21 protein-coding genes and 1 riboswitch are annotated in these 25,085 nt (G+C 37.6%); of the genes, 5 read left to right on the forward strand and 16 right to left on the reverse strand.

Annotation, left to right across the window (positions count from 1 at the left end):
• Positions 1-82 precede the first annotated feature (82 nt).
• The 5 genes from RUH95_RS17700 to RUH95_RS17720 form a co-directional block, all read right to left on the reverse strand.
• Positions 83-250 carry a hypothetical protein gene (locus tag RUH95_RS17700; protein WP_313894224.1) on the reverse strand — a complete coding sequence of 56 codons (168 nt, stop codon included), beginning with the start codon at positions 248-250 and terminating at the stop codon, positions 83-85.
• A 396-nt stretch (positions 251-646) separates the two neighbouring features.
• Positions 647-1,516, reverse strand: coding sequence for a GNAT family N-acetyltransferase (locus tag RUH95_RS17705; protein WP_313894225.1), 870 nt, complete (start codon positions 1,514-1,516; stop codon positions 647-649).
• 19 nt (positions 1,517-1,535) lie between these two features.
• Entirely contained in the window at positions 1,536-3,350 is a 1,815-nt protein-coding gene (locus tag RUH95_RS17710) for an ABC transporter ATP-binding protein (protein WP_313894226.1), read from the reverse strand.
• The gene (locus RUH95_RS17715) at positions 3,331-5,067 is read right to left on the reverse strand and encodes an ABC transporter ATP-binding protein (RefSeq protein WP_313894227.1); all 1,737 of its coding nucleotides are present in this window, start codon (positions 5,065-5,067) and stop codon (positions 3,331-3,333) included. The genes RUH95_RS17710 and RUH95_RS17715 overlap by 20 nt, the downstream gene beginning before the upstream one ends.
• 104 nt (positions 5,068-5,171) lie before the next feature.
• Positions 5,172-6,095 carry a DMT family transporter gene (locus RUH95_RS17720; RefSeq protein WP_313894228.1) on the reverse strand — a complete coding sequence of 308 codons (924 nt, stop codon included), beginning with the start codon at positions 6,093-6,095 and terminating at the stop codon, positions 5,172-5,174.
• Between the two features lie 204 nt (positions 6,096-6,299).
• Here RUH95_RS17720 and RUH95_RS17725 point away from each other — a divergent pair, with 204 nt between their 5' ends.
• Entirely contained in the window at positions 6,300-8,315 is a 2,016-nt protein-coding gene (locus RUH95_RS17725) for an EAL domain-containing protein (protein ID WP_313894229.1), read from the forward strand.
• 82 nt (positions 8,316-8,397) lie between these two features.
• Here the strand turns inward: RUH95_RS17725 and RUH95_RS17730 are convergent, their stop codons facing one another.
• Together RUH95_RS17730 and RUH95_RS17735 are read right to left on the reverse strand one after the other, a co-directional pair.
• Positions 8,398-8,853: a threonine/serine exporter family protein gene (locus RUH95_RS17730; RefSeq protein ID WP_313894230.1), complete on the reverse strand. Its 456-nt coding sequence runs from the start codon at positions 8,851-8,853 to the stop codon at positions 8,398-8,400.
• Between the two features lie 11 nt (positions 8,854-8,864).
• On the reverse strand, positions 8,865-9,611 hold the full coding sequence (locus RUH95_RS17735) for a threonine/serine exporter family protein (RefSeq protein ID WP_313894231.1): 747 nt from the start codon (positions 9,609-9,611) through the stop codon (positions 8,865-8,867).
• 135 nt (positions 9,612-9,746) lie between these two features.
• Between RUH95_RS17735 and RUH95_RS17740 the strand changes: the two genes are divergently transcribed.
• Complete coding sequence (locus RUH95_RS17740; RefSeq protein ID WP_313894232.1) at positions 9,747-11,192, forward strand: polysaccharide deacetylase family protein; 1,446 nt, start codon at positions 9,747-9,749, stop codon at positions 11,190-11,192.
• A 577-nt stretch (positions 11,193-11,769) separates the two neighbouring features.
• On the opposite strand, the gene RUH95_RS17745 is transcribed toward RUH95_RS17740, so the two are convergent.
• The 7 genes from RUH95_RS17745 to RUH95_RS17775 all read right to left on the reverse strand — a co-directional run bounded on the left by RUH95_RS17745 (position 11,770) and on the right by RUH95_RS17775 (position 20,267).
• Positions 11,770-12,723: an anti-sigma factor domain-containing protein gene (locus tag RUH95_RS17745; protein WP_313894233.1), complete on the reverse strand. Its 954-nt coding sequence runs from the start codon at positions 12,721-12,723 to the stop codon at positions 11,770-11,772.
• Positions 12,720-13,460, reverse strand: coding sequence for an RNA polymerase sigma-I factor (gene sigI, locus RUH95_RS17750; RefSeq protein WP_313894234.1), 741 nt, complete (start codon positions 13,458-13,460; stop codon positions 12,720-12,722). The genes RUH95_RS17745 and sigI overlap by 4 nt, the downstream gene beginning before the upstream one ends.
• A 111-nt stretch (positions 13,461-13,571) precedes the next feature.
• Complete coding sequence (locus RUH95_RS17755; RefSeq protein ID WP_313894235.1) at positions 13,572-14,192, reverse strand: hypothetical protein; 621 nt, start codon at positions 14,190-14,192, stop codon at positions 13,572-13,574.
• Positions 14,193-14,376: 184 nt separating this feature from the next.
• Complete coding sequence (locus RUH95_RS17760; protein WP_313894236.1) at positions 14,377-16,266, reverse strand: beta-propeller domain-containing protein; 1,890 nt, start codon at positions 16,264-16,266, stop codon at positions 14,377-14,379.
• 144 nt (positions 16,267-16,410) lie between these two features.
• Positions 16,411-17,604, reverse strand: a complete 1,194-nt coding sequence (locus RUH95_RS17765) for an acyl-CoA dehydrogenase family protein (RefSeq protein WP_313894262.1) — start codon at positions 17,602-17,604, stop codon at positions 16,411-16,413.
• A 2-nt stretch (positions 17,605-17,606) separates the two neighbouring features.
• Complete coding sequence (locus RUH95_RS17770; protein WP_313894237.1) at positions 17,607-18,764, reverse strand: saccharopine dehydrogenase family protein; 1,158 nt, start codon at positions 18,762-18,764, stop codon at positions 17,607-17,609.
• A gap of 24 nt (positions 18,765-18,788) precedes the next feature.
• Entirely contained in the window at positions 18,789-20,267 is a 1,479-nt protein-coding gene (locus RUH95_RS17775) for an aldehyde dehydrogenase family protein (RefSeq protein WP_313894238.1), read from the reverse strand.
• 180 nt (positions 20,268-20,447) lie between these two features.
• On the opposite strand from RUH95_RS17775, the gene RUH95_RS17780 reads away from it, so the two are divergent.
• A complete protein-coding gene (locus RUH95_RS17780) occupies positions 20,448-21,248 on the forward strand; it encodes a TIGR00266 family protein (RefSeq protein ID WP_313894239.1) in 801 nt (266 codons plus the stop codon).
• Between the two features lie 248 nt (positions 21,249-21,496).
• Here RUH95_RS17780 and RUH95_RS17785 read toward each other — a convergent pair whose 3' ends face one another.
• Both RUH95_RS17785 and RUH95_RS17790 read right to left on the reverse strand, forming a co-directional pair.
• Positions 21,497-21,601 carry an HD domain-containing phosphohydrolase gene (locus RUH95_RS17785; RefSeq protein WP_313894240.1) on the reverse strand — a complete coding sequence of 35 codons (105 nt, stop codon included), beginning with the start codon at positions 21,599-21,601 and terminating at the stop codon, positions 21,497-21,499.
• Between the two features lie 48 nt (positions 21,602-21,649).
• Entirely contained in the window at positions 21,650-22,255 is a 606-nt protein-coding gene (locus RUH95_RS17790; protein ID WP_313894263.1) for a GAF domain-containing protein, read from the reverse strand.
• 347 nt (positions 22,256-22,602) lie between these two features.
• A riboswitch (SAM riboswitch) is annotated at positions 22,603-22,707 on the forward strand.
• A 78-nt stretch (positions 22,708-22,785) separates the two neighbouring features.
• Between RUH95_RS17790 and RUH95_RS17795 the strand changes: the two genes are divergently transcribed.
• Together RUH95_RS17795 and metC are read left to right on the forward strand one after the other, a co-directional pair.
• Positions 22,786-23,907, forward strand: a complete 1,122-nt coding sequence (locus RUH95_RS17795; protein ID WP_313894241.1) for a methionine biosynthesis PLP-dependent protein — start codon at positions 22,786-22,788, stop codon at positions 23,905-23,907.
• A complete protein-coding gene (gene metC, locus RUH95_RS17800) occupies positions 23,904-25,070 on the forward strand; it encodes a cystathionine beta-lyase (RefSeq protein ID WP_313894242.1) in 1,167 nt (388 codons plus the stop codon). Before RUH95_RS17795 ends, metC begins: the two co-directional genes overlap by 4 nt.
• Positions 25,071-25,085: the final 15 nt, after the last annotated feature.

A 25,085-nucleotide genomic window follows, 5' to 3' on the forward strand; every position in this document is an offset into this window, starting at 1 on the left:
TTATAACTATGCCTATTTAGAATATTTTTATTGCAGTTTACATAAAAACGCCATTTCCATAGGGGAAATGACGTCAAATATATTAATCCCTAGGTGGTATAGGGATGTATTTAGATTTAGGTGGTCTAGCTTTTTTCAAAATAATCCATTGTAAGCTAGTTTGTACTTTTTTCCTGACATATGTAGATTGCAGTGCATTCAACGGTTTTTTCGAAACTTTCATCGTTACATGATGTTCGTTTAATCCCAATAAAATCGCTCCTTTTCAATTGAATGATTTCTTCATCATTCATCATATAGCAAGTTTATGAAAGAAATATTGAACATATGTTTAAAGTTTGTAAACGATTCTTTTTCCATACAAGAGAACAGAGAAAAAACATCTTAGCGACGCATTTTCTTACTCACTCCAGGCTTCACATTGCGCTATACGACGAACGTGGAAGCTTTTATATAGAAAGAACATGACTGCTTCAGGATTTTATGAGATCCTTTGAGATTTTCGGAGATACTTTGAAATTTTACGAGATACTTCGAGATTTTCGGAGATAATCCGGCATTTTTCTAAACAAGCTGGATGAAGAGATCCATTTTCCCCCAAAAATTCAAAAGGTATTCGGAATACAAGCATTCCGAATACCTTTTGTCATCCTTTTCGATAAAGATTTGTATGATTAGTCGTTCTAAACCCTGCTTTTTCATACACAGACAATGCATTTTCATTATCCGTTTCCACATCTAAACACACAGAAGACTTCCCAAGGAGATGCGCTTCATGTTTGGACCAATTTAAAATAGCCGTTGCGATACCTTTTCTTCTTGCCTTCGGATGCACTGCAAGACCCGTCACCCATAACTTATCAACATCATCTACGATTGCAACAGTACCCACAGCCACATCATCACTTGTAGCAAGCATTAGTCGACGATTCGGCGTCACTGTATTAAAGGCAATAAGCTCACGCGCCTCTTCTTCTGTCTCTTCGAATGCACTAGCTAATATATCAACTAATGCATTATCATCCGTACCATCGAACGGAAATATTTTCACCTTATTTGCCAGTGCGTTCTCTTCTGCACTTGCAACCATCGTGTATTCAGAAAAATCATGCATATATCCAAGTTTCCCTAATAGTTTTTTCCCTTCCTTCGCTTCTCCCGGCACTAACACTAACTCTGTTTCAGCACCTCGAAGTTCTAGATTACGTGATAATTCAGCGACGAGTTGCTCTCCGATACCTTGCTTTCGGGCACTTGGCAGCACTAATCCGCTCCACTCATAATCTAATGTTGCAATTCGATCAACAGCCGTTAAAACACCTACCAGTTGATCCGTGTCATCATTATAAGCTAACACACAAAAGCCTTTTAAATGGGCATCACCCAACTCACCCGCACTTATTACTGAAGCATAATCTACTTTATCTTCCCCAAGTGTATGTGCAAGTAATTCTTTTATTTCGCCTAATGTTTCAGCATCTATTGGAATGGAAACTGTCATCATTGAAATTTGCATACTGTTCTCCTCAAATCTTCTAATTAGTTACCATCTTATAGTAACGACCTTTTTGTTCAAGTAGCTCTTCCTGCGAGCCACCTTCTACTAGCTTACCACTTTCCATCACAAATACTAAATCTGCTTTTCGAACCGTATTTAATCGATGTGCAATAACGAAACTAGTTCTTCCTTCCATTAAACGTTCTAACGCTTCTTGGATTTTCAGTTCTGTTACAGTATCAATGCTCGACGTTGCTTCATCCAATAAAAGAAGGGCTGGATCTGCAACTAATGCTCGTGCAATCGATAATAATTGCTTTTGCCCTTGGCTAATTTCTCCGCCATCTGCACTTAAAATCGTATCATATTTATTTGGTAACTTCATAATAAATTCATGTGCATTCGCTTGTTTGGCAGCTTCTATAATTTCTTCATCTGTTGCATTTAGCTTCCCATAACGAATATTTTCCCTTACATTCATTTCAAAAAGGAATGGATCTTGTAAAACAAATGCTGTTTGGCTACGTAATGTATGCCTAGATAGCTCCTCGATCGGGATGTTATCAATTAGAATTCTACCTTCATTCACTTCATAAAAACGTGCAAGTAACTGCATAATCGTTGTTTTCCCAGCACCTGTCGCCCCTACTAGTGCCGCTGTTTTCCCTGCTTCTACATGGAAAGAGACATGCTCAATCGTAGGACTTTCATCTTCTTTATTGTATCGAAACGTCACATCTTCAAATGTGACATTTCCTTTTAGTTTATAATCTGTATATTCCGTTGCCGCGTCTACTTCCACTGGCTCATCCATAATCGCAAATACACGCTCAGCCCCTGCAATTGCAGATAGCACCGTATTAAACTGGTTCGCTAAATCGTTTAACGGACGAGTAAATTGACGCGCATACTCCGTAAAAATAACAATCTCACCTATCGTAGCTTGACCATAGTACGCTAAAACTCCACCGGCTGCTGCAACAAGTGCGAAGCTGACATTATTTAAAAAGTTCATCACTTTCGGGATAAAACCGGAATACGTTAACGCCCAAAATCCGGTCCGTTTTAATCGATCATTTTTCACTGAAAACTCTTCTAGCATACGACTTTCCTGCGAAAAAGCTTTCACAATGCGCTGACCAGAAATCGTTTCTTCAATCATTCCATTTAAATCACCAACTGCTTGCTGTTGCTCTTTAAACAGTTTCGATGTGCGCTTCGTAATCCATCTCATAGCAATGTACATAAATGGGACAATAATTAGCGTAATAACAGTCAGTAATGGACTAATGAGTAGCATAACTACCGTTGTCCCAACTAATGTTAATATACTAGAAAATACTTGTATGAACGAACTATTCAATGTTTGACTGACATTTTCAATATCATTTGTTACACGACTCATTAATTCTCCATGCTGACGTTTATCAAAAAACGACACAGGCAGTTTTTGAAGATGGTTAAACAAACCCGTACGAAGTCGATAAATCGTTTGCTGTGCAACACCAATCATCCAATAACTTTGTAAATACATCGTAATCGATAAAAATACATACACGATGATTAATATACCAATCATTTTTGCTAATCCTGCAAAACGACTTGCAGTTAAGTAATCATCGATAATAACACCGATCATATAAGGCCCAAGTAACGCCAGTGCAGAGCTCGCAATAACTAATAACAGCACAACAACCAATAAAAATCGTTGCTCATCTACATACTTCCAAATTCGACCGAGAACATCTTTCCAATTCGAAGCCTTATCTACTTTCTTTCTATGATCTTTCTTCAAATCTTCCTTCGTTATGATTGGCTCATACCCAAAAGGTTTACGAATGAAATTCAACATGCTCGTCTCCCTCCTGCTGCGATTCAGCAATTTTTCTATATAAAGAAGAGCTTTCCATCAGTTCCTCATGCGTACCATAAGCAGAAACCTTTCCTTCCTCCAATAAAAGGATTTGATCCGCCCCTCTAGCCGTCCTTATTTTTTGCGTAATAACGAGCATCGTTGCTTTTTCCTGCTCTAAGGCTTCCCATAATGCATTTTCAGTCGATACATCCAACGCACTTGTACTATCATCCAATAACAAAATATCTGGTTTCCGAACTAATGCCCTAGCAATAGATAATCTTTGCTTTTGCCCTCCAGATAAATTGACCCCTTTTTGACCAACTCTTGTTTCATATTGATCTGGAAATTGCTCGATTGACTCATGTATTTGCGCTTGTTTAGCTGCCTCTTTTAGCAACTCTTCTGAAGCAGTTGAATTGCCCCATCCTAAATTATCTTCAATACTTCCCGTAAACAAAATAGACTGCTGTGGAACTAGCCCTATTACTTGTCTCAATTCCTTCAATGGCCACTCCTTCACATCTACCCCATCGATCAATATTTTCCCTTCCGTCGCATCAAAAAAACGAGGAATTAAATTCAATAAGGTAGATTTACCAGAGCCTGTTGCCCCCATAATCGCCAGCTTCGATCCTGTCGTAACCGTAAACGATACATCATCTAAAACAGGAATATTTGTCGTCGGATAATTAAATGAAATATGCTGAAACTCAATTTCTCCTATTTTCAACGTGTGATGAGAAGAAGCATCATTCATTTCTTCTATTCCTTCTTCTACGAGTAAAACTTCTTCCATTCTGTCTGATGAAGCTTTAGCACGTGAGAAAAATATAATGATGAAAGCAAACATAGAAAATGCACCTGTCATACGCATTGCGTAGTTTACAATAGCTACAAGTTTTCCCATCTGAACATCGCCAGTTTGAATTTCTTTAGCTCCAAACCAAAGCACCGCCATCAAACTGACATTCATCACGAATAAAAGGACAGGCAGTATCAATTCCATAATACGGAATGCTTTCACATTATCCATTTTCAATGTGTCAGCTACTTCAGCAAACCGGCTAGACTCAAAACTCCCACGTAAATAAGCCTTGATCAAACGTACCGCTTGTAAGTTTTCTTGTATTTTGCGCGTAACACGGTCCACGCTTAGTTGAACATTTCCAAACATCATAAGTCCTTTTTTACTCATCACATATAAAAACACGATTAAAAAAGGAGCCCCTATTACTAAAAACATCGCTAAATATGCATTCACAAAAAACGCCATAATAATACTTCCGATTACAACTAATGGAGCACGCAACATAATTCGTAAGCCCATGAAAATAACGTTTTGCGTCATCGTCACATCGCTCGTTAATCGTGTGATTAAACTAGCAGTCGGAAACTTTAAAAAAGTAGCCATTGTGAACGATTGAATCTTTTTAAATAGCGACTGGCGAATATCGTACCCATAACTTTGAACAATATGCGAAGCAATATATGTATTAATAACACCTGCTACGAAAGCTACAAAAGAAAGTACGAGCATAATGCTTCCCCAGAAAATAATCGCCTGTTGATCGCTGGCTAAAATCCCATCATCAATAATAGTTGCGATTAACAACGGTTGAATAAGCTCCACTGAAAGCTCCAGCAACATAAAAATTAATGCAATAACTACAAGCAATTTGTATGGAGATAAATAAGAAAAGATCGTTTTCACAAACACAACACCCCTAAGTTCTTCGTTACTCGAATTAATTATTTATTAAATCTATTATGCCATAACCATTCCTGAACATATAGAAAAAGATGACTTAAAATAATTTAAGTCATCTCTTGTGTCTTTCTCTTCTTCCATTTAATCTCTCCAGCAATAGACAACCACGTCACAAACAACAACATAACGACAACACCAACATATTGCCATGTACCAAGTAATTGTCCAAACCAAATCATCGAAATGATCATCGCCGTTAAAGGTTCAATACTCGATAAAATACTCGTTTCCACCGCTGATATGTATTTCATACTAGATAAAAACAAAATGAATGCGACCGTTCCGATTAAAATAATCAACACGATCATCAAATTGGTTGGATAATCTGTCAAATAACCCCACTCGTCCGAACGCCATACTTGTGATACAACCGCTACGACAATACCACCTATAAGCATTCCCCAACCTACTACGATTAAAACTCCCCATTCTTTCATTAACCTCGCTGGATACACTGTATAAATAGCAAACGTTAGACCTACACCAAGACCCCATAGCAGTGCTTCTCTACTGATTAATAACTGATCCACTCTTGCATTCGTTAACAATAAAAATAATCCCGTGAGCGTACCAATAATACCTATTACCTGATATTTTGGTGGGAACATCTTACTTTTCCATGACACGAATAAAATAATATATATAGGCCCTAAAAATTGCAACAACGTAGCAATCGATGCATTACTTGCTTCTATCGCCGCTACAAAAGTATATTGCACCCCTAACATGCCAAGTATCCCAAAGATGATTAATTGCTTCACCCAACTAGGTTCTTTCCAAATAGCAAAAATCTTTTTTCCTTTTAACTTCATAAATAATAGGATGGACGCTCCTGCAACCGCTAAACGAACAGTTAAGAAAAAGGAAACTGATATTCCACTATCATCCAAAACCCATTCCATCATTGGCCCAGTTGCTCCCCAAAGCATTGCACCTACAATTATTAAAATAATCCCTTTCCATCGCTCCAATTCACATTCACCTCAATCTAATTACTCACTACAAAATTCACTAACACTTGTAACTGAAATTACAAAAGACTCATTGACATTTCCCAAAAAGACTTAATACCTACAAATATGATTATTTAACATTTTTTCATTATCGCTAATGACTAATTACCCTTCATTCTATATAATTGATAAAAGACTATATACAATAAAGGGGTTATGCATATGTATCGTATTCAGGAATTGTTGGATTCAAGTGGCGTTATTTTTAATCATATACCATACCCGACATTTTTGGCAGATAAAGAAGGTCAAATTATTTGGTGGAGTCGTGAAGCTGAAAAGAGCTTTGGTTATCATCTTGAAGATGTACAAGGGGAAGAATTTCCGCTGTTTAGCCACAAATCGCAAGGAAATCCCTCTGTTGTTTGGGAAAACTTATTGCGAAATATTAATCCAATCCGTTACGATGCAATCGAGTTAACTTCAAAAAATGGGGACAAAAAAGAGGCTTCGGTTACAGCCAAATCTTTCACCTTTGAACATGAACGCTATGTATTATTCTTGATAGATTATAACCAAATCCCAAATAATGAAGAGACCTCCTTTAAAGAACTACAACTATTGAAAAAAGGACTTTCCGAATCCTTTATGCTTATTTATTTAGACAAAGAAGGATTAATCACACACGCAAATGAGCAATTTTTACAAAAAAGCAACTGGACTCCTAAGCGAGTTATCGGCAAATCATTTTGGCAAATGTTTCCTAACACATCAGAACATGTTGCCACTGCAGATAAAGTAATGAAAGTCCTTCAACAAGGAAAGAACTTCCAAGGAACTGTTGAAAAAATTACAAAAGACGGCCACAACTATTGGGTCGACCTACTTGCTATGCCTATTACAGATGCCGATAATAATACACTCTATTATTTACTATTAGAAGAAGAGATTACAGAAAAAAAATTATTACAATCTCGACTAGAGCAAATTGCATATATTGATACAGAAACTGGATTAATCAGTCGTTATCGTCTAGAGCAAATTACATCGGAGTATATTAATGAGCAAAGGCATTTCTCTTTTGTTTTTATTAGCATTGACCAATTTTATACATTAAAAGAATTATTCAATGATCAAACAGAAGCAGAATTATTAAACGAATTCACTAAACGTTTAAAAATGTACTTCCAAGACTCGATTATTGCACGTGCTACGAGAGATGAATTTGCGTTAATCACTCCTTTAAGTGATTGGTATATCCAAGGTTTTATACATTTTTTAACACAAAACCCAATTTATTTGAACAATAAAGTCATTCCTATCACTGTAAGTGGTGGTATTACCAAATATCCAGAAGACCAACAATCGTATTTACATTTGATAAAAGCTTCTAATGCTACTATCCAAAAGATCAAGCAACAGGGCGGCGGTGCTATTGCCAGCCTAAGTCAATCAGATCATCATAAGCTTAGTCGCCAAATCCAAATTGAAAAAAGAATGTTGGAAGCACTCAATAAAGATGATTTCCATGTTATGTACTTGCCACAAAAAAACTCGGCTACGGGGAAAATTACTTCTGTAGAGGCATTGGTAAGATGGGAAGATGAAGTGCTTGGCACAGTATCACCCGAAGAACTTATTCCAATTGCTGAGGAAACAGGTCTAATCAATGAAATAGGCACATTCATGCTAGAAAAATCATGTGAGCAAGCTGCTATTTGGAAGAGTAAAGGAATTCCATTGAAAGTTAGTTTTAACTCTTCTATCCGGGAATTCCGCGATAAAAACATGGTCAAGAAAATTCGACAATTATTAGAAAAATATAACTGTCCTGCAAATCTCCTGCAAATTGAAATTACAGAGAAGTTTGCATTAGAGGCTGAGTCAGATATAACGATCATTAAACAGATGCAAACATTACAGCAAGATGGCGTTGTCTTTGTATTAGATGATTTCGGTGTAGGCTATGCATCCCTTCGTTATTTGCAGCTGTTACCAGTTGAGGAGTTAAAAATTGATCGATCTTTCATCAATTCGATTACTCATCAAGGAAAATTACAAAAGCTCGTTAACGGACTTATTCATTTAGGACAATCTTTAGATATCCGCGTTGTAGCCGAAGGAGTAGAGTCAAAAGAACAACATGACCTATTAGTACAAATGGGCTGTGACGCGATTCAAGGATATTACATCGGTCGTCCGTCTTCTAGAGAAGAAATTGAAGCTTTGTTAAAATAAGCTGGACCATAATTTAAAAAGCTTGTTGGAAATGGCTATGCCCCTCCCAACAAGCTTTTATTCGGAGATACTCCGAGATTTCCTAACCCGTGGTACGTCCCTTCATTCTCCCTAAAATCTTCATCCATACCTGTGTAATAATCTCAGCGAAGACTAGCCCCATCGCAATAGAACCCGAAATCATTAGAGCGAGGGAAGCATACTCAACAGCTACGCTATAATCCTTCTCCACTATATTGCGCATAGCATTGTATGCAGAACCACCTGGCACTAACGGAATAATTCCAGCTACGCTGAAAATAATAACAGGCATTTTAAAACGTTTAGACATTAAATGCGCAACAAATGCAATTGTAAATGCCCCCGCAAAAGAAGCTTCCACCGGATCCTCACTTAACTGAAATACAAAAGAATAAATGAGCCATCCTGTCATCCCTGCAATACCACAATAGAAAAGCGACTTTTTCGGCGCATTAAATATGATCGCAAACGAAGCACCTGCTGCGAAGCTTAAAATCCCCTGCATTATATATGACATGGAACATCCTCCTAAAATGATAAAATTAATGCGACTCCAGCACCGATTGCAAATGCAGTTAGAAATGCCTCTGCTCCTTTAGAAACTCCAGAAACGAAATGTCCTGCCATTAAATCACGAATTGCATTTGTAATAAGAAGACCTGGTACAAGCGGCATCACTGAGCCGATAATGATTTTATCTACTTCCACGCCAAATCCTAACGAAACGGACAATGTCGCAATAATAGTAACAACAATAGCAGCCAAAAACTCTGCGAAAAACTTCACTCTTGTTTTTTCTTCCAATAAATTCGCAACCGCATAACCAGCACCGCCGGCAATTAAAGCCGTCGGAACATCCATTAATTTATTTCCGTACAATAAAAGAAATGCCGCTGAAGCAACCGAAGCTGCTAGTATTTGAATCCAAAATGGATATTTTCTAGGATCATTCTCTATTTCTTTTAACTCTTCATATGCCCCTTCTAACGTTATATCCTCGTCAGCTAATCTTCTGGACACCGCATTTACTCGTGCAATTCTTTCTAAATCCGTTGACCTGTTATTAATCCTTACTAGTTTTGTAGGTAGGGTTTTATTTCCACTAAATATAATCCCAGTGGGCATCACAAAACTTTGCGATTCTGTTAGCTGCTGAGATATAGCCATTCGGTCCATTGTATCCTCTGCACGATACGTTTCGGCACCACTTTCCATCATTAATCTGCCTGCCAGTAAACAGCAGTCTACTACTAATTCGTAGTTTGTCGGCGTCATTTGGAACACCTTCCTTCTAGTAATACGATAATCTTAACGAACACTGGAAATAAAAACAATCTAAACCAAAACTTTTTCACCTATTCGAGCGTCTAACCTACTATAATGAGAATAGATAAGAAAAGGAGAATTTCCATGTCCACTCATACTAAACCCCCAAAAAGAGGACGTTGGATTGATATAGCGTTTATCACTGCTATTATTTCATTAAGTAGTTTAGTTGCTATTCTTTTATTTTTTTCCACATCTAACAAGAGTGATAAAGAAATAGGAACGGCTAGCCCACCGGACAAAACGAAAGAAGAAGTGAATGAAAGTGAATCCGTTTACCCAGGAATACGTATTGTAACAGAAACATCCAACGACGAATATTCCCCTTTTGCCATTCAATATCCGCAAAGTAATGTTCCTAGTTTCAACGAAAAAGTAAAGACTTACACACAGCAACTAAAAACTCTTTACCTAGAAGAAACAAAGTACATTCGCGAAACAAGTAAATACAATAAAGGTGAGCTCAATATTTCATTTGAAGTATTTCCACATCCTACTGGATATTATTCATTTGTCATTCATTCCAACATGTATACTGGTGGGGCCAACGGCGTAGCTGAAACGAATATTATCCGATTACAAAGCCAATCTGGTCATATGCTAACGATGAAAGATTTACTTGGTAATAGTGAAGAAGCACTTGCCCTACTTTCTTCTAAGCTAAAAGAGGCAATTACATCCGACGAACAAGTGACTCCTTATTTAGTAGAAGAACAGATGGAGGAAAAAATTGCTCCCAAATGGGATAACTTTACTAATTTTGCTTTAGCTGAAGATTCCTTAAAATTTTATTTTGATGATTATGAAATAACAGCGGGAGCTGCTGGTGCTCCAGTCATTTCGATTCCACTCTCTCAAGTAAATGATATTTTAGCAGATGAATTCCAATTACCAGTTGTTTCAATTGATCGTCCATCGGCTGAGACAGAAAAACCATCCACAGACGAACAAAAAGTCGAGGAGCCAACTACTCCTGTAACTGGAAAAATTGTTGCACTTACTTTCGATGATGGCCCAAATCCAGAAACAACTAGAAAAGTATTGGACACATTAAAGAAGTATAATGCAAAAGCGACGTTCTTTATGCTTGGAAGCCGCGTATCCTTTTATCCTGAACTTGTAAAAGAGATGAAAGATGCAGGACATGAGTTAGGAAACCATACGTGGAATCACCCTGACTTAACGAAAGCACCTGCTAAAAAAATTGTGGACGAAATTAATAATACAAGCAACGCGATCGAAAAAGCATCTGGTAGCAAACCTACTGTTTTCCGACCACCATACGGAGCGGTCAATAAAACAGTACGATCCCAAACGAACCTCCCTGTCATTCTGTGGGATGTCGATACGCTTGATTGGAAGCATCGAAGCGCACCTCGTTTACTAGAGATTGTGAAGGAGCATGTTCGAGATGGTTCCACTATTTTAATGCATGATATTCACCCATCTACTGCTGACGGACTGGATGCTGTGCTTGCGTATTTACAAAGTGAAGGCTATTCCTTTGTGACGGTGTCAGAGCTTCCATAGATTAGAAGATTGTAAGTGTTTAATGTGGCAAGTAATTGCCATATTGGGCTATACGATTAACGTGAAAATATTAGAGCATCTTGGAGGCGACTTCGTCATTTCCAAGATGCTCTTTGTTCGATAATCGTATAGCAAATGTTTACCCACCGAACGCATAGAAATTCCAATCATGGATTTTTTTAGCTTTGACATTTGGAGAATAGAGTATTTAGCTAGATAAGCTGCAGATCGCCGAAGATGGTATTTCGGCGACTCTTTGCATTTATTAATGGAACCCCTGCGCATTTCTTGTGGAAGTTCATTAGGGGAAATTGGTTAATCAACGGTCGTGGAATGAAACCAATCTTTTCATCCCATGTTCTAGATAACGAGCTACCTATCTTTAAAAAGCGCTGTGTTCAAATTTCGTTCTTGAGCAATAGATCGAAAAGATTTTTTCCTTCTTAATAATCTAAAACTACTTCTAATTTTACTTAAGCAGTATATTTAGTTATAAAAAACTACACCTCTGATTGTTAGATGGTGTCTAACAATTGGGTGCAGTTCAATTTTCGGTGTCGCACTTTTAGTTGTTGCATTATTTGTTTGGCTTTTTACCGTTATTGTTTTCATTATTACCACTGTTACCATTATTTTTGATATTTCCATTGTTATTGCTATTGGCATTGTTACCGTATTTAGATTTATCTTGTAAATTTAGTGATCTGTCTTGATCATTGTTTTCTTGTTGTTTCTCTTTACTGTTATTTGGTGGTTTATTAGCTGGAGTTGATTTTTCTTTATTATTATTTGGAATTGATATGTTCTTTTCTTTTTTGTTTGATTGCTCAGGTATCTTTTGTTTTTCAGGTTGATTTTTGGAAGTTGGGTTTTCTCTTTGTTTCTCTTCTATTTTTGGTTCCTTTACTTTATTCTTAAACTTTTGTATGGATTTGTTGTTTTTGTTCGCTTCCTCTCTTTCTTTCACTGTGCTTTCTTGTATACTCCACGTTTTATCTGCATGAGCGTTAGTGACTTCATTCACTGCTTGATCAATACGTTTTTTAAATTCCGCTTGTTCTTGTTTTTCATACACTGTAGTTATTACAAGTTCACTATTCCTCGGTGCTATTTGGTTCACGGTATTAGCTAACACCGTGCCAAAGGAAAGCCCTTCCCAATCACCAAGCTCTATAGCAGACGCATCATCTATTGATCGCAGCGACATGACGTTTCCTTCTTCATCCACGCCAAACTCAAAAGCCATCTCTCCTTCTATTTGGACGTATGCGAATGCACTATTCGTTTGAGAAATCAATGATGCAATAAAAAATATTAGTAGCACTGCTGCGATTAGAGAAGGTCCAATGAAAAAAGGTTTCATTCGCTTTCGACGAAGGTTGATAGTAGGTGCTAAATGGAACTCTACTTCTTCTCCCACCCCTGGATCCGTTACAAGCGGAATACCACGAAGAAATTCTCCTTCTTTCGATAGAAAAATCATATGGTCATTATTCTTTTCGCAAACAATGCCTCTGTACGTGCGCTTCATATGATTTCTCCCTTTACATAATCTTTTATATAAACGAAGTCACTGTTTAAAAGTAAAACAACGGCGATTATATATTTCCGATTCCGCTCTAATGTTTTTCTTGATATCTCAACTAATACTTCGATTTTTTTCAATGGTAATCTTTTATTTTTAATTAAGTAGTTATAGAGTTCATTCGAATCTGCAATAATTTGGGCTATCTGAAATGCAGTCTTTCTTGCATCTACATGCTTTGGTGCAGTGTGCGTGAGTTCCACAAAGGACAAATTATATTCATTTAGTATTTTGTTATAGCGTATGAGTTCTTCTTTTCTTGCAACGGATTGTTGTTCTTCTGTATATGTATAAATTGATTTTTCATCGAATAAAAAATGTTGTGTTGATGAGGACTCGTCATTCTCTATATGCAATAACATGACATTTTCTTTTCTTACAGTTTCTTTCCTAATGTAATCTACAATTCTTCTTTTAATTATTAGTTGTGCGAATGTTTGAAAAGATGCATTTTCAGTTGAGTCAAAAGCAATCACTGCTTCATGAAATCCATTCATTGCCACACTAAATTCATCGTCCTGTTCATCTATAGTTCTTTTGCAAATAAAGGATGCTGTCTTTTTCATAAATGAAGTATTGGCAAAAAGGAGGTCATTAAGAACCTCCTCGTTGCCTGCTTTCGCCATTTGAACAAGCTCACTCATATTTGTTTTTGTTTTGAAAATCCCTTGAATAATGGACAAAAGTATACATACCCTCCGTTCTCACTTCATCCGAATGCCTTCTGATTGTATAGGGCTTCTCGGAAAATGAAAAGCGGTTCTATATATTAACATGATTATTTATCTTCTTTATTACTTTTTTTTTTCTTGTTTTTCTGCTTTGTGTTCTTCTTGAAGAGCTTTTCTCTCTTCCTTCTGCTCTACTTGAAGGGCTTTACGTTCTTCTTTTTGCTCTGTTTGAAGTGCTTTGCGTTCTTCTTTTTCAGCGGATTTTTTTTCTTTTTCTGGTTCTTCCACTACAGGTGACACCGTAATCGATTCTTCTGTTTTAAGTTGTTTTTGAACTGGATTTTCTACTACTGATTCTTCCGTTGTAGGTTCTTCAGCTCTTTCTTTTTGAGAAGCTTCAAATTTAACGATAGCTCGCTCAGCATTTCCTTTAATCTCTGCTTTCGCAGTTTCATTTCCAGCATTTTCATATGCTTTTGCTAGTCCTGCTAGATTACCAGCAGTATGTCCCTCAGGATTTTTTGGAAAATCACTTTCAGTTTTATCTACTGAAGGTGTTGTTTCAGGATTTGTCACGATCGCTTTTACTGAATCCCTAGATGTTACTTCTGTCGTTTTTGAGTTTAATTTACTCAAATCCACCGTATCAAATAAATTTTCATTCGCCCATGCGTAACTTGCTCCAGTTACTGTCATCGTCGCAGCTAATAATGCTGCACTTGCTTTCTTCCACTTCATCTGCATTTTAGAATCACCTCTAAAAGAATTTTGCCCGTTAATTTGCTCGGACACTATATTATTCGTAGAAGAATCGTAACTTCTGGGGGTAGAAAGAGAAGCATTATATTACAAAAGTGTTACTGACGCCTATTACCAGTAACACTTTTGTAACAAATTGTTTTTGCGGGTTGTCGGTCTCTCTGTAATATCAATAACCTAACGTACTGATTTTATTAAACGTATTCAAATCATAGCTTGTAATTTCCTTCATAGACAATGTGTACAACGAATCATCCATGTAAACCATACGTTGAATGCTTCGTTCCCACTCTTCATACTCCAAATTTGGATTTTTTGCTCGTAACAGATCGCCTTTTAGCGTAATTCCTTTTTCAGGCGTTATTTCATATACGAGTGCGCCTTCTTGTTTAAACTGTGGATAATCTCGTTCATTTGTTTTTTCATAAATCGCAACCGGGAAGCCGAATAAGTTCTTCGCTTTGTGCTGGAACAAGGCATGATGATCGTATTGAATCGGCGAGTAAGTTCCCTGCCCTCCGATTATTGCTGTATCTTTTTCTTTTGGATTTGCAAAATCACTTACGTCAAATAACGAAACCTTCATAGCATCTCTAATGATTAAGGGCTCTTTACTATAATCAACATTAATCGATTTCGTTTCATAACCAAATCCGATTAAATGATTTTCATCTAATGGGTGTAAATAGTTACTGAAGCCTGGAATTTTCAACTCCCCTAAAACTTTTGGAGCGTTAGGCTTAGAAACATCTATGACGAATAGTGGATCTGTTTCTTTAAACGTTACCATATATGCTTTATCTCCCATAAATCTTGCAGAGTAAATTCGTTCGTCTTTTGCTAGACCTGTTAAGGACCCAACAATTTTCATTCTTGCATTCAAAATGAATAGATGATTTTCAGATGGCTTGCTTTCATCCCAACTATTTCCTTCCGTCGTTACTACGCGGAAAAATCCATTATGCTCATCCATTGAAAATTGTTTTAATACTGTTCCTGTTATTTCAGTAGAAGCAATATATTCTACCCCAGAGCTACTTAAAGCAAATTTAAATACTTTCGTGTCCATTGTTCCAGGATTCCACATGAACGTGTTTTCATTGGATTCCATAGGATTGTAGATGCTCGAAGTTAAATATAAATTGTCTTTCGACATATACATTTGCTCACTTCCACCAAGATATCCTTTTGTAGCCACTTCATTTTTTTCAAGATTATTAATATCAATAGAAGAAATAATACTATAATTTCCTTCTAATGAGTTTGGTAAAATATGAATACTGTCATAACTCATAGCCTTTACTTCTTTATCTGTTTTAGAGTCATATGTTAGCGGACGCAGTTCCATATCAACATTTTCACGTAACATCCAAAAATTTGGATACATATTTGTTACATAATACAACGTGTTATTCGTTACACGTGCCCCATTTAAATGACCTTCCGTTGCAATTTCTCTCGTTAGTACCGGCGATGCAGGATTAGATACATCGTAGAAGTACACTGTAACCATCGATTGCATTGGCATCCCTATTTTTTTACTATCTGCTGGTCTATCTGAATACATTGGCACCGTAAAGTTTCGTTGCCCAATAATAATCAGTGTATCTTTTGCTAATAAAAGCTCTGTCGGATAAAAATCTTCTTTTAACTTTATTGTTGCTTCTTTTGTCATTTTCTTTGGATCTTTCACATTTAAAATAAGCACGTTTTGATCGCTGATTGTAAATACATGCGAATCATTTGTTTGTACAATATCTGCTTCATCCACTCCGTCTACTTGGTTGTTTGTAGTAGAATGATTTCCTCCACTTGCAGAATCTTTTGATTCAGCTGATGATTCAAGAATCGCTGTATCAACTTTTCCATATGGATTCTCTTGTACTTTTTGCACTTTGGCAAAATAGTCTTGTAGTTCTTTTTCGGACTTTACAGCCGGAATTTTATCCGTAACTCTAATTGGAGTTCTTTCATTTGCCAAGACAGTCGTTTTTGTTGAATAAAATAAAGGGGATAAAATGAGCACTGCTGCAAATAATAAGATGCTTACCTTTTTCATTGTAATCTTCCTTTCTTTTTCATAGTTAATCCATTAGACCGTTATTTTACCATTTAGTTTCATATTTTATTAATTATTTTTGGCACTAGTGCAAGTAATAAGAAAAGGCTTCCTTGAGTTAAATCCAAGAAAACCTTTTCTCCTCTATTCTTCAAATGGCCATTTCGGCAACATATGTGAAAGTGTTTTATCTTCCCTATATCCTAAAACGTATTCTGCTTGCATGATTGTGTGGATTTCTCTCGTTCCTTCATAAATAACTGGTGCTTTCGAGTTTCGTAAATACCTTGCAACTGGGTATTCATCTGAATAGCCATATGCACCATGAATTTGCACCGCATCATCTGCCGCTTTATTGGCAAAATCACATGCTTGCCATTTCGCTAAGGACGTTTCTCTCGTATTACGCACACCTTTATTTTTTAGTTCTCCCACTTGGTATACGAGCAGGCGGCTCATTTGAAGACCAGCTTCCATCTTCGCAATCATCTGTTGGACGAGCTGATGCTTACCAATTTCAGTACCAAACGTAACACGTTCATGACAGTACTTCACACTGGCTTCTAAACAAGCTAATGAAAGCCCCGCTGCTCCAGCTGCAACTGTAAAACGTCCATTGTCGAGTGCAGCCATCGCTATTTTAAATCCTTCTCCTTCTTGCCCTAATAGATTTTCTTTTGGAACACGCATATTTTCAAAAAATAACTCACCTGTATTTCCTGATTTAATGCCGTATTTTCCTTTTATCGCCTTAGAGGAGAAGCCTTCAAACTTTCTTTCTACGATAAATGCACTAATCCCATGATGTTTTTTCGATTTATCCGTATAGGCAAACACAACAAAATGATTTGCCGCATCACATAGAGAAATCCATGTTTTCTGCCCATTTAATACATAGTCATCTCCGTCTAGCACAGCAACTGTCGACATTGCAGCAACATCGGAACCAGCACCAGGCTCGGTTAAACCAAATGCACCAATTTTTTCGCCCTTTGCTTGAGGTACTAGATACTTTTGCTTTTGCTCTTCCGTTCCCCATTGCATCAATGTCATAGAATTTAACCCTGTATGAACGGATACTGCTGTACGAAAAGCAGTATCCCCTCTTTCTAATTCTTCACAAACAATCGCAAGCGAATTATAGTCCATCCCACTTCCACCATATGCCTCAGGAACACAAACTCCCATCAATCCAAGGTCTGCAAGTCGTTTCCAAATGCCCGGATCAAACGCACCTTGTTCTTCCCATTTCGCTATATAAGGAATAATCTCTTGATCGACAAATTGGCGTACCGTTTTACGAAGCAGTTGCTGCTCCTCTGAAAAGTTAAAGTCCATCATTATTCACCTCTTTCCACCGTTTCGATAATATCTACACCACGAGCTGCCATTTCTTTCATATATAATTCCCCTGGAATAATAAGCTCTGGTGGATAGACGCCACGTTTTGTAATAACACCATTACCAATCATTTGCGCCACAATTGAAATTGTATTCGCCGTTGCTCTTGCCATTGCAGTCTCTCCAGAACGCTTATCTTTCTTCGTCGCCATCTCATAGGAGTACGTAATATTTTCTCCATCTTTCATTCCTGTTACGATTACTCGCAATAAAACAGCATCTTCTTTATCACCAAGTAGTAACTTCGGAGTTAGCACTTCTTTTAAAACGTCGCGTGCCTTGACCATATTTCCGTTTACATTCACAATCGTTTTTTTATTCGTTAACCCTAAATCTACGAGCAATTTAAATTTATCTGCATGCCCTTTATATCGAATTGTTTTATATTCTAATGTGTCGATATTCGGAAATGATTTCGGTAATGTCGATGTTCCTCCAGCTGTATGAAACGCTTCTAATTCACCATACTCCGGGAAGAAAATCGGTTCAATTTCAGATAATGACTCCACTTCGATTAGCTTTCCGTCCCGAATAACATGCGAAGCGTCTGTATAATGATCAAATACTCCTTCTAATGAAAATACGATATTGTATTGAAAAACCCCCTCCGGCTCAACAGGTATACCACCAACGTATAAATGGATGCCGGAAACTTTATCTAACTTGCTTGCACCGTGACCTGCCAAAATATTAATCATGCCAGGAGCAACTCCTAAATCCGGAATGAGCGTTACACCTTTTTCTTTCGCCTTTTCTTCCAATGAAAGTACAGCATCCGTTGCACCACCTATATGACCGCCTAAATCGATGGAATGCACGCCCGTTTCTACTGCTAACTTCGCAATTTTTTCATTAAATGAATAAAACAAAGCATTTATGACTACATCCACTTGCTTCATAATAGCTATTATTTCTTTGTCCTCATTTGCATCTAGTCGCAAAACCTCAATCTTTGCATTTTGAAGTTTTTCTTTAAACATGTTCGCTTGTCCGACGTCTAAATCACATAATAAAACCTTTTCTACATTCGGACTTAATACTAAATCACGAGCTGCTTCTTTTCCCATTAAACCTGCACCTAATACTGCTACTTTCATAAACCCATCCCCTTTGTTTACAAATTATTCTGTATCTATTTGCGCACGTTGCAGCTTACCACTAAAATCTACATAAATACTTTTCCACTCTGTATACACATCAAGTGCCGCAACACCCGAATCTCTGTGACCATTTCCCGTACCTTTCGTTCCGCCAAAAGGTAAATGAATTTCTGCACCCGTTGTTCCAGCGTTCACGTATACAATTCCTGTATCCAAATCGCGTTGCGCACGGAAGATTTTATTCACATCACGTGAAAAAATAGAACTAGAAAGTCCAAATTTCACTCCATTATTCACTTCAATCGCTTCCTCCAAGGAACTTACTTCAATGAGTGAAACAACTGGTCCAAAAATTTCTTCTTGAGCAATTCTCATATTCGATGTCACATTCGTAAATAGGGTGGGAGCATAATAATTTCCTTTGGAAAGATTCCCTTCACTCAATACTTCACCACCAACGAGAAGCTGTGCACCTTCTTCTTGTCCAATTTGCGTGTACGCATGAATTTTTTCTAGTGCCTGTTTATTTATTACGGGACCGATTTTGACTGTTTCATCTAAACCATCACCAATCGTTAACTTTTTCATCTGCGCCAATAGCATTGTTTCTAACTCTTCCTTTACATCTTTATGCACGATCACCCGACTACATGCCGTACAACGTTGACCAGCTGTTCCAAATGCACTCCATAAAATTCCTTCTACTGCGAGTGGTAAATCTGCATCATCCATGACAATCACTGCATTTTTCCCACCCATTTCAAGCGAAACTTTCTTTAAATGGCGCCCTCCCAGTTCAGCAACTTTACTCCCCGTTTCCGTTGAGCCTGTAAACGAAATCACTTTCACATGTGGGTGTTCAATCATCGACGTCCCAACTTCTGAGCCAGAACCAAATACAATATTTGCAACACCATTAGGAAGTCCCGCTTCTTCAAAAATTTTCGCCATTTCATAAGCCATCATTGGAGTTTCCGTTGCTGGTTTCCAAATAAATGCATTGCCCGCCACGATTGCCGGAAACGATTTCCACGTCGCAATTGCTATTGGGAAATTCCAAGGTGTAATAAGCCCGACTACTCCAATAGGTGCACGAACACTCATTGCAAATTTATCTGCAAGCTCAGAAGGTGTAGTTTCTCCGAATAATCGTCGACCTTCTCCAGCCATGTAAAATGCCATATCAATTCCTTCTTGCACTTCTCCTCTGCCTTCTTCAATCACTTTTCCCATTTCTTTTGTCAACACTTGTGCAAGATGCTCTTTCTTTTCTTTCATAATTCTTCCTATTTCATATAAATAATCCGCACGTTTAGGAGCTGGAACGAGTGCCCATTTCTTTTGCGCTTTTACCGCTGCTTCTACAGCTAGATTTACATCCTCTGTTGATGACATTCTAACTTGCGCTAATTGCTCCCCATTCGCTGGATTCAACACTGCTTTGTATTCTACATCCCCAACGTCTCGCCATTTTCCATCGATAAAATTTGTTAACTTCATTTGCTCAACCTCTTTCTTCAATTAATAATTCGTAAAATGAAAACGCTTCCATTACTAATAAATTCTATAATTCTTTCAGAATACCTTTAAATTTTTTTAATAATTTTGAAACTTTAAAATGAAACTTTTTATTCTCTTTTTCGTATAGATGAATAATACAAATTTAGGAGGAACCTAAACATGAAAAATCACGAAATTGACTACAAATTACACGGCGATGATATGCAATTTGTAGAGATTGAATTAGATCCACAAGAAACAGTCGTAGCAGAAGCTGGAAGCTTAATGATGATGGAAGACGGCATCTCTATGGAAACTATTTTTGGAGATGGCTCAAACGGTAGTTCGGCTAGTGGCATTATGGGCAAATTAATGGGTGCAGGTAAGCGTATGTTAACTGGAGAAAGTTTATTCATGACAACGTTCACGAATACTGGAAGTGGGAAAAGGCATGTGTATTTTGCGTCACCATACCCTGGAAAAATTATTCCTATGGATTTAAGCCAGTACCGCGGCAAAATTATTTGTCAAAAAGATGCTTTTTTAGCTGCCGCTAAAGGAGTTTCTGTCGGAATTGAGTTCCAACGTAAGCTCGGAGCTGGATTTTTCGGTGGAGAAGGTTTCATTATGCAAAAGCTAGAAGGCGATGGTCTTGCTTTTGTTCATGCAGGTGGAACTATTCATCGAAAAAGCTTACAACAAGGAGAAGTTTTACGCGTGGACACTGGCTGTTTAGTAGCTATGACTTCTGATGTAGAATACAATATCGAAATGGTAAAAGGCGTAAAAACAGCTTTATTTGGTGGAGAAGGCTTATTCTTCGCTACTTTACGTGGTCCAGGTACTGTATGGATTCAATCACTACCATTTAGTCGATTAGCAAGCCGTGTATTCGCAGCTGCTCCGCAAACTCCAGGGGGCAGATCTTCTGACGAAGGAAGTGTAGTAGGCGGACTGTTTAATATGCTTGGCGGAAAATAACATACAGGTGAGGGTACTTTCAAATCAACTGAAAGTACCCTCTTCATTATTTATTACATGTATGTACTATTTTTTCTCATTATATTGATCGCGTATTACGATAAACTTTTCCACGTTACCAATAAACAGCTTCGTTAATATTGGATCAAATTGTTTTCCTTTCTGCTCCAACATATACTTTAAAATTTCCTCTATTGGCCATGCCTTTTTGTATACACGGTCGCTTCCTAAAGCATCAAAAACGCCCGCTATTGCTGTAATACGACCGAAATCTCTCCACTAATCCCATTCGGATAGCCAGTACCATCCCACTTTTCATGATGTTTATGCGCAATAATAGCAGCAGCCCGCAATAATTCTCGTCTCGAATGTGTAAATACGTTGTAGCCAATTACAGCATGCTACTTCATGATTTCATATTCTTCATCTGTTAACTTACCCGGTTTTAGAAGAATACTATCAGGAGTAGCCACCTTGCCAATGTCATGCATAGGAGAAGCACGTTTTAGAAGTAATGCATCTTCTTTAGGCAAGCCTGCTAAAGTAGCTAATAAATAGGAATATTTCGCTACTCTCTTGACATGGTTACCTGTCTCTTGGGAACGACTTTCCCCTATCTCTCCAATCGTTTCAATCATCTCTTTTTGCGTTTCTAATAGTTCGCCCCATAAAACGGATGATTCTAATGATTTACCGACATAAGAAGCAGCGAGAGACAAAGTTTCACAATCCTTCTCGTTAAACTTCTCACTAGCCGTCATTTTATTGATAGCTTGAAAAGCACCTAATACTTCTCCTTTTGTGTTGTAAAAAGGAATACATAAAATGGAGCGAGTTCGATAGCCTGTTTCTTGATCTACCTCTTGGTTAAAACGAACATCCAAGTATGCTTCCTCCACCACAACTACTTTTTGTGTAGAAACACAATATCCAATTAATCCTCTATCCGCTGGGACAGTTATTTTTTCTATCCCATGAGCAACTACTGTCCAAATGTTTTTTCTAATTGGTCATGCAACCAAACAGTACAACGATCAGCAAAAACAAGTTATTTTCCTAAATCAGCCATTTTCATTAATACTTTTTCAAGATCTGTTTCTCCTGAAAATTTGTGATATATAGTTAAAAATAATTGTAAGAATCTCATTTGGTTCTAAGTGTTCTAATTCATTTAGAGTAACTAGTCCCCTGTTTTCTAACATAATAGTTCCCCTTCCTAAAAATGGTTGTATGATATCAGTAGCATGTAATTTATCATTTTTCCCTAAAACTAAATTGTATATTTCCTCTTGTACAATCCTACTAGTCGTGTTAATATTCTAATAATTGTTATTTTCTAATAATTGAATATTTATTCTTATCAAGAGAGACGGAGGGATTGGCCCTACGATGTCTCAGCAACCGACCTCGTCAGGCAAGGTGCTAATTCCAATAGACGACATCGTCTAGTAGATGAGAAGACTGACTTCACTAGTACTGAAGGCCTTCTTCTTATAGAAGGTCTTTTTTTTATTTTAATATGAAAAGGATGAATCTAATGACAAAGAGAAGCTTAGAAACCGAATTAGTACAATTAGGAAACCACAGTGATCCAAAAACAGGGGCAGTTAACCCACCTATTTACTTATCCACAGCATATAAACATGATGGCCTCGGTCAATCTACAGGGTATGATTATACGCGAACAAAAAATCCGACAAGAGTTATTTTAGAAGGAGGTATTGCAAAATTAGAAGGGGCAGATGCAGGGTTTGCCTGTAGTTCTGGCATGGCAGCAATTCAATTGATCCTATCCCTTTTCCGCTTTGGCGATGAAATTATTGCACCCGAAGATCTTTACGGTGGAACATACCGTTTATTTAACCAACATGCAGATGCTTATAATATCCGCACATCGTACGCAAAGTTTGAATCTATTGAAGAAATTGAAGCACTGCTAACAGAAAATACAAAAGCACTTTTTATCGAAACTCCGACGAATCCATTAATGCAAGAAATAGATATTAAGAAATACGCAACTTTAGCTGCCGAGCATAATCTACTACTCATTGTGGATAACACGTTTTTAACACCGTATTTACAACGCCCTATCGAACTTGGAGCACATATTGTTATCCACAGTGGCACCAAATATATCGGTGGACATAATGACGTCCTTGCTGGTCTTGTTGTATCCAAAGGAGAAAAGTTAAGTGAACAATTACAAGTAAATCATAATGCAGCTGGTGCAGTATTATCTCCCTTCGATTCTTGGTTATTAATCCGAGGGTTAAAAACACTTCATTTACGAATGAAACAACATGATGCGAATGCGAAACAAATAGTAGCGTTTTTGAAAAATGAGTCTGCTGTGAAAGATGTTCTATATTCTGGGACAGGTGGAATGCTTTCATTCCGCTTACAAAAAAGCGAGTGGGTTGGTCCGTTTTTAGAAGGTCTTCAACTAATCGTTTTCGCTGAAAGTCTTGGTGGGGTGGAAAGTTTCATCACATATCCAGCTACACAAACACATGCCGATATCCCTGAAGCAGAACGTTTGGCACGCGGAGTTGACAATAGTCTATTACGCTTTTCTGTTGGAGTGGAGGAAGCAGAGGACTTAATCGCCGATTTGCAACAAGTATTTGCTACATTAGAAAGCAGTGTGCTTTCCGTATGAGTTACTCTAACGAACATTTAGAAACAAGCTTAATCACCGCTTCCACGCGCGGTGATTATGAGCAAAAAACGGGCGCAGTAAACATGCCTATTTACTTATCATCTACATTTCATCAGTCCAACTTCGATAGCTTTGGACCATATGACTATAGTCGTTCTGGGAATCCAACAAGAGACGCTTTAGAAAAAACGATTGCTGAACTGGAAGACGGAGCGAGAGGTCTTGCTTTCGCTTCTGGCATCGCAGCAATTTCTTCCGCTTTCATGCTGTTATCTGCAGGTGACCACTTAGTTATTACAGAAGATGTATATGGCGGTACATTCCGATTTGTTACAGAAATTTTGCCGGGGTTTGGCATTGAGCATACATTTGTTGACCTATCTAATATAGAAGAAGTAGAAAATGCAATTAGACCAAATACAAAAGTCATTTACATTGAAACACCTTCTAATCCAAGACTAGGCATTACGGATATACCGCAAATTGTAGCTCTTGCTAAAGCAAATAATTGCCTCACTTTTTTAGACAATACATTTATGACACCACTATATCAACGTCCACTTGATCTTGGTGTAGATCTTGTATTGCATAGTGCGACTAAATTTTTGTCTGGTCATAGTGATATTATCGCAGGTCTTGCTGTTGCGAAGGATGAGGAGCTGGGCAAACGTTTAGCGTTCATTCAAAATTCGTTTGGTGCTATTTTAGGAGCACAAGATTCTTATTCTTTAATTCAAGGAATTAAAACAATGAGTGTACGATTTGAAAAATCAGCAGAGTCCGCAATGAAAATTGCCGACTTTTTAAATGCCCATCCCTTAGTAGAGGAAGTATTTTATCCTGGCTTAGCTTCACATCCTGGCTATGAAGTTCATAAGAAACAAACAACTAGTTCAGGAGCTGTGCTATCATTCCGATTACCTACTAAAGCAACAGCAAAATCTTTTGTAGAAAATGTGCAAATACCTGTTTTTGCTGTAAGTTTAGGCGGTGTTGAATCCATTCTTTCACATCCTTCTCAAATGTCCCATGCAGCTATGCCGAAAGAAGAACGAGAAAAACGAGGAATTACCGATGGGCTGCTCCGCCTTTCTGTTGGGCTGGAACATACCGATGATTTACTTGCAGATTTTGAGCAAGCACTTGAAATAGCAGCTACATGAATGCAAAAATAGACA

It is taken from the genome of Psychrobacillus sp. (genome assembly GCF_032154225.1).
Taxonomy (GTDB): Bacteria; Bacillota; Bacilli; order Bacillales_A; family Planococcaceae; genus Psychrobacillus.